This is a genomic window from Vagococcus salmoninarum (assembly GCF_003987495.1).
GTDB classification, from domain to species: Bacteria; Bacillota; Bacilli; order Lactobacillales; family Vagococcaceae; genus Vagococcus_D; species Vagococcus_D salmoninarum.
The window spans coordinates 142171-157820 of record NZ_NGJU01000004.1 but is presented as its reverse complement, the minus strand read 5'-3'; the positions used below and the strand labels follow the sequence as shown (position 1 = coordinate 157820).

Genomic DNA, 15650 nt, shown 5'->3' with positions numbered 1-15650 from the left:
TTCATTCCACTCTAAAGTCTGAAACGTTCTCAATACAGTCAGAGCTTGGATGCTCTACTACTAGTGTAATCGAAACTGTACAAAATTTCATCAAGTATTATAATGAAAAGAGAATTCAACAAAAATACGGTTACTTATCTCCGATAGATTATCGAAAACAAGCAACCGCATAGGTGTTTTTATTACTGTCTCATTTTAAGGGTTCAGTCCCGGGGGAGAGGGTGTTATGTATTACGTAAAAGAAGCTTATTATTTGCCGATGACTAGCTCTTTTGATAGTCATGAAATTACTAACATTAGTTGGTATTTTATAAAATATTGGTGGCGAAGTAGACTGTAGCCTCAATTGTAACGAAAAAAGTGAACCTAAGATATATTCTTAGGTTCACTTTTTTATGCTAATAAAGACAGTGGATAACTTGTCGTATAAGTTAAATTATCAGGTAAATCAGTTATGGGAAACCAACGGATGTCAGCCAGTTTTTCAGGCTCATTGTTAACTATTTCACCAGCTACAATTGTAGCTGAAAAAGTTGGGCAAATAAAATGAACGTCTTCTTCAGGTAACAAGTGGTTAGTCACGCAAATTAATTTTTCTAGTTGAATATCAAGATTAACTTCCTCTTTAATTTCGCGAATAGTGGCTTGTTCAATCGTTTCTAACCATTCGACTTTGCCACCAGGTAAGCTCCAACAGTGTGGATCAGGGGCTTTCTTTCTTAAAACGAGTAAGACTTCTTGTCGATCATTTAGTAATAGGGCACCGACTCCAACTTGTGGTTGTTTCTTAACCATACTATCCCTCCTTATTAAGTTATTTTAGCTTAATTATCCAAAAATGTCAGAGTTAGGCCCTTATTATTATTGATTAAGTTCTTATCAAGTCTATTAATACGTGGTAACCAAGAGGTAAAAAGTCTATTTAATGAAGGATAATTAGTAAAGATAGTAAGAGAATGATTAAAAAAGAGTGATTTTTAATGATAACGGTTTAGTTTGTGATATATTACACTTGTAAGAGTGATTAATAAAAGGAGGCAATTAAAATGGCAGTAGAAACATTCACAGCGCAAACAGAGTCAATCAAAGGGTTACAAGTTAAATGTAGTTCAAGAGGGTTTGAATTTTTATTAGATGAGCCAAAGAATTTAGGTGGTACTGATGAAGGAATGAATCCAGTGGAAGCTTTACTTTGTAGTTTAGGGGCATGTAAAGTGATTGTTGCCCGTTCTTTTGCAAGGTTACATAAGATTAATTTAGAAGAAATTAAAGTCGAATTAGCCGGTGAACTTGACCCAGATGGCTTTACTGGGAAAAATCCCCAAGCGAAGATTGGCTTTTCTAAAATCACCTCAACATTTTACGTGAAAGCAGATAACACAGCTGCTGAAATTGCCGATTTTGTTGAATTTATTAATAGAACGTGTCCAGTTCATGACTCATTAGCTAATAGCCCAGTCTTTGAAACCGAAATTCATCAAGGATAATTGAAAATAATTAAACTAAAAAGACTGTTAACTCAAATGTGACAGTCTTTTTAGTCTTGTGAAAGGTGCCTGGCATGTCACTAAAAATCTTCTGTATAAATTTAGCTGATGAGAAAGATCAACACTCAAAATCAAGGCAACTTATCTTTAACTATTTTTACTAGCTAAGTCTTTGCTTTTAAAGCCTTGAAGTAATAAGTCAACCGTTTCATTTAGCCGTTTCTGACGGGTAGTGTCTTGCTTGGCACTGTAAACATAGCGGGCCCAGCTTCTTTGATAACCAGGGGTTAGACTTTCAAAAAAAGTTAAAGCTACTGAATTAGTTTGCAAAGCTTGTTTTAACTTAGGGATTAAGGCTTCATAATCACTGACTCTTTGACTGGCTGGTTGGCTTTTAACAGTCTTTTTTTTCGGTAAGTATTTAAGGCCAACAATCGTAAAAGTATCATCAAGACTGACCATCCGTGAAAATTTGAAATCTGTCTCTGCTAAATAACCATCACCATCAGGATCAATCCCTAGTGCTGGAAAAATCGCGTCGCGATGAACACTAGTCGGGTATTTTTGATTGCCAATTTTAGGATAGGCGACAAAGAGATAACCTTGTGGGGCAAAAACAACTTCATTAGTCAGTTTCTTGATTTGGGCAATTAAGTCAGGTAATGAATCGACAAAAGTAAAAAGTAAGTCTAGCGGTTCCTTCAAATGAGTTAAGTCCGTTTTTAATGGCATAAGTTCGTCAAAATAAGTCGAATCTTGTGGTTGGTTTAAAAAGACCCCTTGGGAATATTTAGTTAAGTTAAGTTTTTCAATAATTGTTTTTGTCATCGAAATGAGCTCCTTTATTATTATTTTCCTATTAGTTTAAGGGAAGTGACCCCTGTGTATAAAAATCCAGTAAAATGATTTGCATTCTCTTAAAACATTTAGTATCTTTAGAGAGGACGTAAACGTCTTTTTTTTATTAGTGAAGGCTTTAAAGGGGGAGTTAGATTGACTAAGAATTACCGTGAGCTATTATTTAATTTGTTAAAAATAACGATTGGGTCATTAGTGTTTGCCATGGCTGTAAATGTCTTTGCCTTACCTAATCAACTAGGTGAAGGTGGCGTAACTGGTTTAACGATGATCCTTTATTATACGAATGGGCTGTCACCAGCCGTGACAAATATTTTCTTTAATGCAATTTTGATGGTCGTAGGTTACAAATATTTAGACCGTAAAACTATATTTTACACTATTTATGCCATTGGCACGATGTCAATCTTTTTAAAGCTGACTGAAACGTTAGCCTTTGAAACAAATGAAGTCATCATTGCAGCCATTGGGGCAGGTGCTTTAATGGGAATCGGCATGGGCTTGATTATGAAAGGGAATGGGACCACGGCAGGAAGTGCCATCTTGGCCAAATTAGCCAATAAGTATTTAGGGTGGAACACCAGCTATGCCTTATTATTCTTTGACTTAATCGTCGTGATTCCTTCAGTTTTTGTCATTGGACTGGAAAGCATGATGTTTACAATTGTCTCTTTAGCAGTCTCAACGAAGCTGTTAGATTTTATTTTAGAAGGCTCTAATCCGAAAAAGACCGTGACGATTATTTCTGAAAAACATGAAGCCATATCTAAAGAAATTAGTGAGCAACTAGAACGTGGCTTAACGATTATTAATGGCAAAGGGTACTATCAACAAAACGAGAAAAAATTATTATATGTAGTGATTAGTCGTCAACAATTATTACCAATTCAAAAAATTATTAATGAGATTGACCCACTAGCCTTTGTTATTATTAATGACGCTCAAAGTGTGATTGGTGAAGGCTTTACGCGGGAATTTTTCGAAGATGTCTCTGATAATCCGAATGAAATGTAAAAAACTGACTGTGTCTTCCTAACTGTAAAGGTTGGAAGACACTAGTCAGTTTATTTTTTTTGATAATCAGGGCCATATTTTTTAGTTAAAATTAAGTCAATTAAGCGGACGGCAAGGTGTTCGTTACGGGCTAACAAAGGACCATGGAAATAACTGCCAAAGGTATTTTTGTAAATAACCCCTTCAGTTTTATCTTGACCATTGTTGCCGTGACCAACTTTAACTTGACCTAAGGGGCGTTCGCCAGCACCTAGGAAAGTCATGCCGTTATGATTTTCAAAGCCGTAGTAAGTTTCATCAAATTCAGCGTTGTAAATTTCAACATTGCCGATAAAACGATTATTATCTTGGCTTAAAGAATAGTGGTCAAGGGCGCTGATACCGGGTATTTTTTCACCATTAGCACCAATGTAATAATGACCGAGCATTTGATAACCACCACAAATCGCTAAAGTCACCCCATCTTCTTCAATGAACTTAGTTAACTCAGTTTTTTTCTTTTGAATATCTTTAGAAACGATGACTTGTTCATAGTCTTGACCGCCACCAAAGAAGACAAAATCGTAGTCTTCAGCTTTAAAGCCTTCGTGAATACTGACGATCTCAGAAGTAAAGGTCACTCCTCGTTTTTTTGCTTGGTACGCAAGCATTAACATATTGCCGTTATCACCATAAGTATTTAGTAAATTTCCATATAAGTGACAAGCTCTGATTTCTAATTGTGACATCTTACATGCCTCCTTTAATATAGCCTTGATGTGCTAATTCTTTACGAAGTTGTAAGACTGCAGTATAAGTGGCTAAAATAAAAACTTGTTCCGTTGGTAATTGTTTGATTTCTTCAATAACATCAGAAATAGCCGGCACTTCTTTTAATTTATTTTCAGGAATACCTGCGACTTTCATCCGCAAGGTCATATCTTCTGAACGGTCACCACCAGTAATGACTTGGGAAACCCCCATCTCAGGAAAAAGTTCATGATTGCCATCCCAAATCCAACTGACGTCAATGCCATCTGCGTAATTATCATTTAACAAACTAACGAGAGAAAATGGTCGAGGGGCTAAGTCGATCATATCGATGACTTGATTAAGGCCTACGGGATTTTTAACGAGAACTAAAGTACAGATTTTACCATCAATAGTGATGACTTCTTGACGACCAAAGATTTTTTCATCGTAAGCTAAGCCTTCGCGAATTTTATCAGGACTAACCTTATAGTATTCAGCCACAGCTGTTGCTGCTAGGGCGTTATAAACATTGTACAAGCCGCCGACTTCAATGGCGTAACGCTCATTGTCAATCACAAATTCAGCGGAAGTATTAGTCATTTCGCCAAGCATTGTCAATTGATAATCGAGTTTTGGACGCTTAAAGTCGCAATTAGGGCAGTAATACTTGCCTAAGTTGCTGTAAGTAATCATTTTATAGTGGAGAATATGTTGACACTTAGGACAAACAACTCCATCAGTATTATGATGAGCCATTAGCTGGCTATCATTTTGATGATTAAAGCCAAAGTATTGGCGGGGATTAACAGTCTCAAGTGAGTTGAAAATTGGTAAATCGCCGTTACATAAAATTGTTGCTTCTGGCGCGTTAGCAGCACCGTCAACAATTAATTGATACGTTGTATATATTTCGCCGTAACGATCCATTTGATCGCGGAAAATATTAGTAAATAAGAAGAGGGTTGGTTTAATTTGAGCGGTAACTTTACTCAGACTAGCTTCATCAATTTCTAAGACCGCAAATTTTTTCTGACCTTTCGTGTGTTTCGCTGACAAGAAGGTCGACACAATTCCTTGAGCCATATTGGCACCAGTAGTGTTAGTTAACACATTGTCAAACTCCTTATTTAAGATATTAACAGTTAAAGCAGTTGTTAATGTTTTTCCGTTAGTACCTGTGACCACAATCACTTCATAATCTTTCGCTAAACTAGCTAAAATATTAGGATCAATCTTTAAGGCTAATTTGCCAGGCAAACTACTGCCACCTTTTAAAAATGTTTGTAAAAACCATTGTGTGGATTTCCCTACAAATGTGGCTAATTGACTCCGTAAGCTCATTGCTCATTCCTCCTGCTAATATCAATGAAATTTAAGACTTTTCATTGGAAACTAAATTTTTTCGTCTTGCTAATCATACCATATAATAGCGTAATTATTCAGACTTGCCAATAGTCATGGCTCGTCTTAAGAAAAAACTATTCTTTCTAATTAACTTAGATCGAATAGTTTCATCCTTTAACCGATGATTATTTTTTCAGTTGGGTAAAGATAACCTTTATCTTGCATTTCTTTAGGGATAAATAACATTAACGTGTACAACATGCCAATTCGCCCAATAAACATTAAGGCGGCAATAATAATTTTACCGACAGTCGTTAAGTCATCAGTGATGCCTAGGGAAAGGCCTGTAGTTCCAAAAGCCGAGGCGACTTCGACAATGATTGAAATTAAGGAATGATCCTCAGTGGCAGATAAAACCATGACTGAGAAAAAGCACATTAATAAGGATAAGTTAAAGACAACTATGGCTTTTTTGACATCTTCATCAGAAATTCGGCGACCGAAAATACTGATGTTTTCTTCGCTTTTAATAAAAGAAAAAAGATATAAGACGACAATCGCCACAGTTGTTGTTCGGACACCACCACCAACAGAACTTGGGCTACAACCAATAAACATTAAAGTTGAAAAAAGGATCAAGGTTGGTGTCTGAAACTGATTTAAGTCATTGATTTGCAACCCGGCATTTCGGGTGGTCATCGAATAAAACATCGAGGTGATTAAGCGTTGGGAACTAGGCATATCAGCAAAGAGATGATTCCGTTCCAACAAATAAATAAAGAGCGTACCAGCGACAAACAAAATAATAAATGACCCGATGGCTAATTTACTGAAAAGAGAAAAGCGGAAAGGATACCCCCGTCGTTTCTTTTTGAAGAAAAGCCATTCTTTGATTTCCATAATAACGGGGAAACCAATCCCACCGATCATAATCAATATAATAATACAAATAATAAAAAAGTAATCATTAGCGTAAGGTTCAATTGAGCCACCGGTCACATCAAACCCAGAGTTAGTGACAGCGGAAATAGCTTGATAGAAACCGTAAAAGATCGCATCGCGAATCGTTGCATGGTGATTCGATAAATAAAAATGGACAGAAAAGATTGAACCGAAAATAAATTGAATCCATAAAATAATTCCTAATGTAGTCCGAATCAACCGAACGATCCCGCTTAAACGAGGTTGGTTCATATCCGTCATAATTAGTTGCCGTTGTTTCAAAGAAATCTTTCGGCGGGAAACAATAAAGAAGAAAGTCGAGACCATCATAATTCCAAGGCCACCAACTTGGAAGAGAATTTCTAATAAAATAACCCCTCGGTCGTTAAAGACTTCATTAATATTAAAAGTACTTAACCCGGTAACACTGACGGTACTAACCGCCATAAAGGCATCGTCAAGGAACGTCGTCTGAATCCCTGGGTTTCTAAAAAAGGGCAATTTCAAAAGAATAAAGGCAATGACGGTTAAAATAGCATAATAGCTGACAATTAATTGAATACTTGAAACATGTGTTGAAATAAAGCGTGCAAAGTCACGCTTGTACCCATAAAAAAAACGATGTTTGGCCATTAAAGTTAGGTCCCTTTCTGAAATTACTAGTAAATTAATTATAGCACGTCTTAAAATAACTGCAATTTAGATTAAGTCTTAGGACGGATTGTATTTGTCAGCAATAAAGACTAAACTGAAAGAAGAGCATGGAAACTAAAGGAGAGATTGAGATGATAAGCCAATTAGGCATTAGTAGTATTTTATTAGTCGTAATTATCGTGACATTTTTAATGAGTAATAGTTTTTCTTTAAATAAAAAACAATGGCTAGGTTTAGGGAGTCTAGTCGGAATTTTACTTTTAGGCTACATGATTTTTATTTGGGTTGCATTACCGAGTAAATCATTATTGAACTATACCTTAACTAACTGTGTCTTAGGGCTGATTGGTGTTGGGATTGTTTATGTTATCAATTCAGGCTCTGACTTAGTCACTGACCGGAGTAGTCGTTTCTTGAAGCAAGTCATAGCTTTAATTGTTTTAGGTGTCTTATTACTTGGAGCATCAGCGGGCTATGATATTTATAGTAAGAAACAAGTGTATAGTACGTTGAATTTAGTTGAAGGAACAGATACACCAGAACTTGACAAAAAAGACACACCGGTGACGATTCCACCGAAAACGGTTCGTAACAAAATGAAAAAATCGATGAACCAGTTTGAAAATCAACAGTTCTACGATTTAGGTGACTTACAAGTTCAAAAGGTAAAAGGAGAAGTTGTTTATGTTGCTCCCTTGGAATTTAAAGGCTTTTGGCGTTGGTTAAAAGGTGGCGAATCAGAAGGGTACTTACAAATGTCAGCGACGGATGTTTATGAGCAACCAGTTCCAGTCAAAACACCAATGACTTATATTCCAAGTGCTTATTTTTTTAAAGATGTTGAACGGAAAATTTACTTTGCTACCGCTACTTATAAATCGATTGGGGACCCGCAATTAGAAATTGATGATGAGGGCCATGCTTATTATGTTCAAACCTTGTATAAACCACGAGGAATTTCCGAGAATCCCAACTATCGAAAAATGAAAATTGCCGTTTTAGACACTGAAGATGGGGCAGTTAAGGTTTATGATTTAGATGATGTCCCCGCCTTTATTGATGCGCCAATCTCACCAGAGATGGCTAGTGAAATGAACAGTGTTTATGGTAAATACGAAAACGGCTGGTTAAACAGTCGAATGGCGAAAAAAGGTGTCAAGCTAGCAACTGAGAATGGCACTGAAGACGAAGTGACTCCGATTTTTAATGAGCTTGGGGAAATGCTTTATTTCACTGATTTTACCTCACCGTCAAGTTCTGATGATTCAGCCATTGGCTACTCATTTATTAACGCTAGAACGGGAGAAATTACTTATTACAGTAAGAAAAATATGATGGATAGTGAAGGCTTAATTAATTTAGTTGACCTTGTCTACCCAGAAAAGAAATTAGAAGGAAATATGCCTCTCCTTTACAACATTGATGGGGTACCAACTTGGGTTGTCTCAATGTTAGACAAAAATGGGATTTTCAAAAAGATTGCCTATGTCAATGCCACAGATAGTGACATTATTGCCATGGAAGACAATGTTTCTCAAACCCTCCAAACGTATCGTTTAAAACTAGGTGAAAAAACGACCAATGCCGCTAGTACGTCAGAAGCGAAAAATGTTGAAGTAAGTGGAAAAGTTAGTCGTTTAACACCACCAATGGTAACTAGTGAGGCAACGATCATAAAATTTGTCTTAACTGATGGCAAAGTCTATATCGTCAATACTGATGATTTTGAAGCAGCTACCTTTTTAGAAAAAGGCGATGACGTTAGTTTTACCGCTAAATTAGTCGATGATGAGGTTCAAGGCTATGTGGCAGATTTTAAAATTACTGGTTTTGAATTAACTGAATAGTCTAGCTAAAGTGGGAGCCGTTGACATTAGTCAAGGGCTCTTTTTTTATTTACGACAACTACATTGCTTTTTTACATGGGCTTCATATTGCCTTGTTAAGATGATTTTAGCTTCAGTAGGAGCAAAATCAATTAGCAGGAGGAATCAATTATGAATTACGTCAAACGTGCATTTTTAAGTGTTACGAGAAAAAAAGGTCGCTCAATTATTTTATTTGCCATTGTTTTAATTTTAGGTAATTTAATTGCCGGGGCAATTTCAATTCAAGAAGCAACGGGCAATGTTGAAAAAAACATAAAAAAACAATTAGGCGGGACTGTCACTGTCGATGTTGACCCCAAAGCCTACGAAGAAGCTTTTAACAAGGGAGAAAATTTAATTGTCGATCCCTTAAGTAAAGAAGTTATCAATCAAATTGGTAGTTCTACTTACGTGAAAAACTATGACTATAATTTAGAAATCATGGGTGGTGGGAAAGACTTAAAAGCCTTTAAACCTGAAACGGATAAAGACTCAAATCTGATGATGGCTGGCGACCTAGAGGGCATGGAGTTTCGTTTAAAAGGTATTCAGCATGAAGACATTTTAGATATTAAAACGAAAAAAGCCAAACTATTATCAGGTCGGACCTTTACGAAAGAAGAAGTTGAAAAAGGGTCACCTGTGGCAGTTATTTCTCAAAAAGTAGCTGAGGAAAACAATTTAGCGATTGGTGACAAAATTACTTACATCACAAATGTCTTTAATTTTGCCGAGAGTTTTGGCAAAGATGCTGAACCCGTTGCTACAAGAGATGTGCCCTTAGAAGTCATTGGTATTTTTGAACCAATCGAGTTAGAGAAGAAAGACAAAGATAAAGACACGGATCAAAATCCAATGAGTGCCTTTATGAATATCCAGTTTCAAAACACAATTTATACACCTAATGAAGTCGTCAACCATGAACTGGCTTTTCAAAAGGCGGAATTAGACAAAATCGACCCTGAATTATCTGGACCTGGGGAACCTTTTAGCCCGACATATGTCTTGAAAAATTCTGAAGACATGGACAAATTTAAAGCTGATACCGAGCCTCTAATTCCGGAAAATTATAAATTAACGGCTTCGACAGATCAATATAATAGTATTGCGGGACCAGTTAAATCAATGTCGAAAATGGCTGGCTTTGTTTTAATTGCAGCGATTGGTGCTTCATTATTAATTATTAGCTTAGTTGTCTTATTATTTTTACGAGATCGTAAACATGAATTTGGTATCTATTTATCATTAGGGGAAAAACGTCAAAAAGTCGTAGGCCAAGTCTTACTAGAAATTTTAGTTATTTCCTTTTTAGCAATCAGCTTAGCCGTTTTTTCAGGTAGTTATTTAGCGAAAGGCGTCTCGAGTTCAATGATGCAAAGCCAAATTGAAGCCGAAAATAAAAAAGAGGCGGAAGAGGCTAGTGCCGGTAGTATGATGTCAATTGGCGTAAGTCCGACTGAAAGTAATTTATCAAAAGAAGATGTCACGAAAGAGTATCAAGTCAAACTAAGTGGCAAATATGTGCTGAGCTTTTACTTAATTGGCATTAGCACAATTGTGATTGCGACGATTGTTCCAATGACTTACTTAATCCGCCTAAACCCGAAGAAAATTATGATGTAAGAGAGGAAAATCCAAATGACTATTTTAGAAACGAAACACTTAGATTATTTTTACCAAGATGGGGATCGCAAACGTACAATCTTAAAAGACGTTAACAATACTTTTGAAAAAGGCAAATTTTATACTATTTTAGGTCAATCTGGCTCAGGTAAAACCACTTATTTATCTTTGATTAGTGCCTTAGACACCCCGAAGAAAGGGGAAGTCTTGTACGAAAATCAAGGGATTGTCCAAATCGGGTATGACAGTTACCGCCGTAATAAAATCGGCATCGTTTTCCAAAGTTTTAACTTAATTCCTTATTTAACAGCCGTTGAAAATGTCTTATTGGCAATGTCAATTACTGAAAATGAGCTTCCTAAAAATACGAAAGAAGTCGCCTATAATTTATTAGATTATATTGGCATCGGCAAAAGCAAAGCTGATCGTAGTGTGACTCATCTTTCTGGTGGTGAACAACAACGGGTGGCAATTGCTCGGGCCCTATCAACGAATGTCGACATTATATTAGCCGATGAACCAACAGGTAATTTAGATGAAGGCATGGAGCAAGAGATCGTGACAATTTTTAAAGATTTAGCTCACATTCACAATAAATGTGTGATTGTCGTGACTCACTCACAAGAAATTGCGAATTGTTCAGATGAGATTCTCGTGCTGAAAGAAGGGAAACTTCAAGGAAATGAGTAATTTTTTAACGAGTTTCGAATCCAAAAAACCAGAGCAAGACCCACCAGAAAAAGTCGCGTCCTCTCAAATAAAACGAGGTGAGGAGGAAGTCTCAGCCAAACCAAGCCGAAGTCACAGGTTAGTTGAAGAGATCGAAATCGACCGTAATTATCAAAAGAAGAAACGTAAATTCCAACTAAAAATCATGGCATTAGTAATCCTTCTGCTAGTAGTCAGTGCTTTCGGAGTTTATCAGTTAACGCATGTGACAATGCCCGATTTTCATCAAAGCAAGCTTGAGGACGTCCGCTCTTGGGCCAGTGAAAATCGGCTAAAGATAGAAACGACAGGGGTCTATGATTTAACTGTGCCAGTTAATCAAGTCGTTAAACAACCAATCAAAAAGCAGAAGAAAGTCAAAAAAGGTTCTACCTTAACTTTCGTTGTTAGCCAAGGGGCAGACCCAGAAGAAATCTTGAAACTACCAGACTTTAGTAAGTTGAAAGTTGGCGAGGCGGAAAAATGGTTGACTGACAACCAAGTGGAGAAGTTAAAAATAGTTAATGAAGCAGATTCCAAAATTGCCAAAGGAACGTTTCTAAAGTTGGAACTAAAAGAAGAGGAACTGACTGATTCATTTAAACGAAAAGACAGTGGCGTTATCTACTATTCTAGTGGCAAAGAAGTCTTGAAAAAAGATATTGTCGTTCCTGATTTTAGTGGTAAAAGTAAGGCAGATATTGCTGCTTGGGGGAAGACTAATGAGGTAGTGATGACCTTTAAATACGTAGCTAACGATGACGTTGAAAGTGATTTAAGCTTTGCTCAATCAGTTCCTAGCAAAGAAAAAGTTGCTAAACAAGCCAAAATAACGGTCAGTTTGTCTGCTGGTAAAGGGATTATTGTGCCTGATTTTAGTCAGTTAACAGCGGAAGAAGCCTTAACCCAAAAAGGCGTTGAAGTAACAGTGAAACAAGCTTTTAACTTAGAGGTTCCTTATGGTCAACTTATTTGGCAAAGCACTGCTGCTGAGACCGAGTTGACGAGTAAAGATGACTTAGGCATAACTGTGACTTACTCTGCCGGGCAACCTTACTTAAAAGATGTTGTCGGTGAAACAGAAGGTGATCTCCAAAAAATCTTCTACGATGAATACACGAGTAAAGGGGCAAACATTGGCTATTTAGTTAATTATGTTAGCTCTGAAGAGAAACCAGGAACAGTTGTTAGTATGAGTGCTTATAATAAGTATGTCCCCTTAGATTATACGGTGACAATTAATATAAGTAATGGAAAGTAAATCATAAGGTAGGTTTAATGATATAATAATCATCAATAAGTCCTTTAAGGAGTGAGCCAAATGTCCTATAAAATATTATTAATTGAAGATGAGAAGGAAATTCGCCAAGCGATGAGTAACTTTTTAGAACGGGAAAGTTATCAAGTGAAGGCAGTGGAAACGGGAGAAGCTGGCTTAGAAGCCTTTGAGTCCGAGGAATTCCACTTAATTCTTTTAGATATGATGTTACCGGGGATTGGCGGCGAAGAGGTCCTTGAAAAAGTACGTCGGAAATCAGATGTGCCGATCTTAATTATCAGCGCCTTAACAGATGAATTGATTCAATTAGACGCCTTTGCTCAAAGTGTTGATGACTATGTTGTTAAGCCTTTTTCTATGAAAATTCTTGTTTACAAAATCGCCTCGCTGTTAAGGCGAGTTTATGAAAAACAAAAACAAGAGATTAATTATCGTGGGTTACGGTTATTGATCAATAATTACGAAGTGTATTATGAAGAGGAAGCCATTGATTTAACGGTCAAAGAGTTTGAATTGTTACAGACTATGCTTCTAAGTAACGGCAAAGTTTATTCACGGGATGAATTACTAACTGTCGTTTGGGGCTATGACTACTTAGGCGACAGTCGAAACATTGATGTACATATCAAAAATATTAGAAAAAAATTACCGATTGATTGTATTAAAACAATTAAAGGCATCGGGTATAAGGTAGAACGTTTATGATAAAAAAAATGAGTCAAAGACTGTTAGTTAAAATTAGTAAAATGCCTTTGTACTGGAAAACCTGGACTGTGACAGCAGGAACGATTTTAATGACAATTGGCGTCTTCTTTATTATTTTTGGCTTATTCGCTTCCAAATTTTTAACATTAAGTCAACAACGTAAGTTTGATCAAAAAGCTGAAATGATTTTTAATGAGATTAGCCAAGGGGGAGTCAATACTGAAAAGTTAGAAGAGCATATGTTGCAAGGTTTTACGGTTTTTGTCAGTCAAAAAGATCAGCTGATATTCCCGGCGTTTGCTTCCCTAGTAATTAATGACGGTGTTCAGTTTGATGAAAAAAGTCTTGAAGGCTATTACCAGGACGATTTTCAAAGTACTCAACCAGTGACACAAGCTCAACTTGGTGCAACGACTTTAAGCAATCTTCAAGAATCATTGTTGGTACAACGGCAAATTACTTATCAAGGGAACCAATTTTTTGTAGAAGTTTATTATCCGGTCTCCGTTAATCAAGAAGATGTGACAGCGGTCTTAATGTCGATGATTCCTTATTTATTATTGACTGGTTTAGGCGTGTCATTTATTGTTTCCCGTTTTTATGCAAGTTATGTCTCTGAAAAAATCACAAAAATTAACTATCTCTTAAAAGGGATGTCTAGTAGTTCGATTGAACTAGATTACCAAGCCAGCCAAGGGGATGAACTAAAAGAACTAGAAAATAACATTCATGCCATGTATCAAAATTTACAACTTACAATGGCCCAATTAAATACTGAAGTTACTACGGTCAAGCGGTTAGAAAAGGACCGACAAGTCTTCATGCGAGGAGCGACTCACGAGTTAAAGACCCCGATTATGGCGATGACCACGATGTTAGAAGGCATGATTAGCCAAGTCGAAGGCTTTGAAAATCATGAAGAGTACTTACATAAGTGTTATGCCCGTTTGAAAAGTATGAGCCGTTTAGTTAATGAAATGCTGGAAGTTTCAAAAATTGAATCAGTCATTTATACTGGTGAAACTGATTTAGCTCAAGGGACAGCAGAAGTTTTAGAAGTCTATGAATATATGATCAAAGATAAAGAGTTAGTCTTAAATGTCTCGGAAATACCTTGTAGCAAGATTAATATTCCAAGTGGCAATTTGAAAAAAATCTTATCAAATTTAATTGGCAATGCAGTGAAATACACCCCAGTTGCTGGTCAAATTACGATCAATGGCAATCACGAAGAGTGGGAAATTCGTAATCAAATGAGCCCAGAAGTCAACTTAGCTCAAAAAGATATTTTTGCTCCCTTTATTACGGTAGCAAGTCAAACAGACAGTGAATTTGAAAAAAGTCACGGTCTCGGCTTATATTTAGTCGCTACAATCTTGAAGCAGTATGACTATCAATACGATTTTCAGATTGATGAAGATTGTGGGGAATTTGTTTTTAGAATAAAGTTGTAAGTTAGTTAAAAGTTAAAAAGAACCTAAGGAATCATAAGTCCCTGACTTTAATCCTTAGGTTTTTTGGCTTTTTAGTTAAATAATTCTTGATGCGGACTGCGCCAGAACGGGACAGAGGGCAAGTTTGATCCCCTGTTAAATAGATCATTTTTGCCTTGTAATCGACTTGCAGAAAGTGGGACATATTAATTACATAAGAATGATGGGGACGGATGAAAGTAGTGCTAAGGTCTTGGATTGTTCTTAAATTAGCGTAATGAGGAATTGCCTCCTCTTTTAAGTGTAAGGTGATTTGGTGTGGTCTAGTGCTGGTTTCAGCTAAAATAATCTCTTCATAAGGAATTGAGCGTATAGTGCCTTGGCTCTTAACTAGGTAGAAATCACGGCCTGTTAATAAAGGAGAGGTATGACGATTCTGGGCTGTTTTTAAGCAGGCAGTGACTTGATTAGTAATGTCAGCTAAATTATCTAAGTCAATTAAGTCTAAAGGCTCAATATGATATGGCAAGACTAGTGGTAAAAGTAGGTGAGAAGAAGAGCTTAATAAGACAACTTTTCCTAAAGGGTCAGCCTCACGTATTTTGAGGATTAGCTGTAAGGTGGGTTCTAGCAAGTTCGTAGGGACTTCAACAAAATAAAGGCCAGTTAGACGAGAGGGAGGGTCTATGAAACTTAAAATGTCGTCAGGATTTGTAGTCGTCTGTTCAATTGTCATGTCTAATTTTTCAATGGTAATGTAGTTAGCAATAAAGGATTTCAGTGCGTGATTTTGCTGCACTTTTGACGTGGAAATAAAGACAGATAACAATGTAATCACCTCATTTTGAGTATAGCTGATTCAAAAATTCAAAAAAAGGCGATGAATCTTAAACTTTTCTTAATTAGTAAAGTAACTTAGGACTAAAATTCAGCTTAGTAAGATAAATTGCTCTACTAGGAACTGATTATTGCTAATCTTAACTAAGATAGTTAATTAAATGAG

At 36.5% G+C, this 15650-nt stretch carries 15 protein-coding genes; 9 read left to right on the top strand and 6 right to left on the bottom strand.

The genetic code is table 11. From position 1 onward, the window contains the following. A partial coding sequence (locus CBF35_RS15100; RefSeq protein WP_148112177.1) for an IS3 family transposase occupies nucleotides 1-173 on the top strand: 173 nt, incomplete at its 5' end. A gap of 220 nt (nucleotides 174-393) precedes the next feature. Here the strand turns inward: CBF35_RS15100 and CBF35_RS04110 are convergent. Continuing rightward, on the bottom strand, nucleotides 394-795 hold the full coding sequence (locus CBF35_RS04110; RefSeq protein ID WP_126778720.1) for an NUDIX domain-containing protein: 402 nt from the start codon (nucleotides 793-795) through the stop codon (nucleotides 394-396). 251 nt (nucleotides 796-1046) lie between these two features. On the opposite strand from CBF35_RS04110, the gene CBF35_RS04105 reads away from it, so the two are divergent. After that, on the top strand, nucleotides 1047-1487 hold the full coding sequence (locus CBF35_RS04105; RefSeq protein WP_126778719.1) for an OsmC family protein: 441 nt from the start codon (nucleotides 1047-1049) through the stop codon (nucleotides 1485-1487). Nucleotides 1488-1634: 147 nt separating this feature from the next. Here the strand turns inward: CBF35_RS04105 and CBF35_RS04100 are convergent, their stop codons facing one another. After that, nucleotides 1635-2315 (bottom strand): YdeI/OmpD-associated family protein, encoded by a 681-nt coding sequence (locus tag CBF35_RS04100; protein WP_126778718.1) that lies wholly within the window; start codon nucleotides 2313-2315, stop codon nucleotides 1635-1637. A 165-nt stretch (nucleotides 2316-2480) separates the two neighbouring features. Here CBF35_RS04100 and CBF35_RS04095 point away from each other — a divergent pair, with 165 nt between their 5' ends. Then, entirely contained in the window at nucleotides 2481-3359 is an 879-nt protein-coding gene (locus CBF35_RS04095; protein WP_244922558.1) for a YitT family protein, read from the top strand. 50 nt (nucleotides 3360-3409) lie between these two features. Here the strand turns inward: CBF35_RS04095 and CBF35_RS04090 are convergent, their stop codons facing one another. The 3 genes from CBF35_RS04090 to CBF35_RS04080 all read right to left on the bottom strand — a co-directional run bounded on the left by CBF35_RS04090 (nucleotide 3410) and on the right by CBF35_RS04080 (nucleotide 7010). Continuing rightward, entirely contained in the window at nucleotides 3410-4087 is a 678-nt protein-coding gene (locus CBF35_RS04090) for a type 1 glutamine amidotransferase (protein ID WP_126778716.1), read from the bottom strand. Between the two features lies 1 nt (nucleotide 4088). Next, nucleotides 4089-5432, bottom strand: a complete 1344-nt coding sequence (locus CBF35_RS04085; RefSeq protein ID WP_126778715.1) for a Mur ligase family protein — start codon at nucleotides 5430-5432, stop codon at nucleotides 4089-4091. A 177-nt stretch (nucleotides 5433-5609) separates the two neighbouring features. Beyond that, a complete protein-coding gene (locus CBF35_RS04080) occupies nucleotides 5610-7010 on the bottom strand; it encodes a TrkH family potassium uptake protein (protein ID WP_126778714.1) in 1401 nt (466 codons plus the stop codon). A 152-nt stretch (nucleotides 7011-7162) separates the two neighbouring features. Here CBF35_RS04080 and CBF35_RS04075 point away from each other — a divergent pair, with 152 nt between their 5' ends. The 6 genes from CBF35_RS04075 to CBF35_RS04050 all read left to right on the top strand — a co-directional run bounded on the left by CBF35_RS04075 (nucleotide 7163) and on the right by CBF35_RS04050 (nucleotide 14668). After that, complete coding sequence (locus CBF35_RS04075) at nucleotides 7163-8878, top strand: DNA-binding protein (protein ID WP_126778713.1); 1716 nt, start codon at nucleotides 7163-7165, stop codon at nucleotides 8876-8878. A gap of 150 nt (nucleotides 8879-9028) precedes the next feature. After that, entirely contained in the window at nucleotides 9029-10522 is a 1494-nt protein-coding gene (locus CBF35_RS04070; RefSeq protein ID WP_126778712.1) for an ABC transporter permease, read from the top strand. A gap of 15 nt (nucleotides 10523-10537) precedes the next feature. Next, nucleotides 10538-11212 carry an ABC transporter ATP-binding protein gene (locus CBF35_RS04065; RefSeq protein WP_126778711.1) on the top strand — a complete coding sequence of 225 codons (675 nt, stop codon included), beginning with the start codon at nucleotides 10538-10540 and terminating at the stop codon, nucleotides 11210-11212. Beyond that, complete coding sequence (locus tag CBF35_RS04060; RefSeq protein WP_126778710.1) at nucleotides 11205-12491, top strand: PASTA domain-containing protein; 1287 nt, start codon at nucleotides 11205-11207, stop codon at nucleotides 12489-12491. Before CBF35_RS04065 ends, CBF35_RS04060 begins: the two co-directional genes overlap by 8 nt. A gap of 60 nt (nucleotides 12492-12551) precedes the next feature. Next, nucleotides 12552-13214, top strand: a complete 663-nt coding sequence (locus CBF35_RS04055) for a response regulator transcription factor (protein ID WP_126778709.1) — start codon at nucleotides 12552-12554, stop codon at nucleotides 13212-13214. Continuing rightward, nucleotides 13211-14668: a sensor histidine kinase gene (locus tag CBF35_RS04050; protein WP_126778708.1), complete on the top strand. Its 1458-nt coding sequence runs from the start codon at nucleotides 13211-13213 to the stop codon at nucleotides 14666-14668. The genes CBF35_RS04055 and CBF35_RS04050 overlap by 4 nt, the downstream gene beginning before the upstream one ends. Before the next feature lie 31 nt (nucleotides 14669-14699). Here CBF35_RS04050 and CBF35_RS04045 read toward each other — a convergent pair whose 3' ends face one another. After that, a complete protein-coding gene (locus CBF35_RS04045; RefSeq protein WP_126778707.1) occupies nucleotides 14700-15476 on the bottom strand; it encodes a LytTR family transcriptional regulator DNA-binding domain-containing protein in 777 nt (258 codons plus the stop codon). Nucleotides 15477-15650 lie beyond the last annotated feature (174 nt).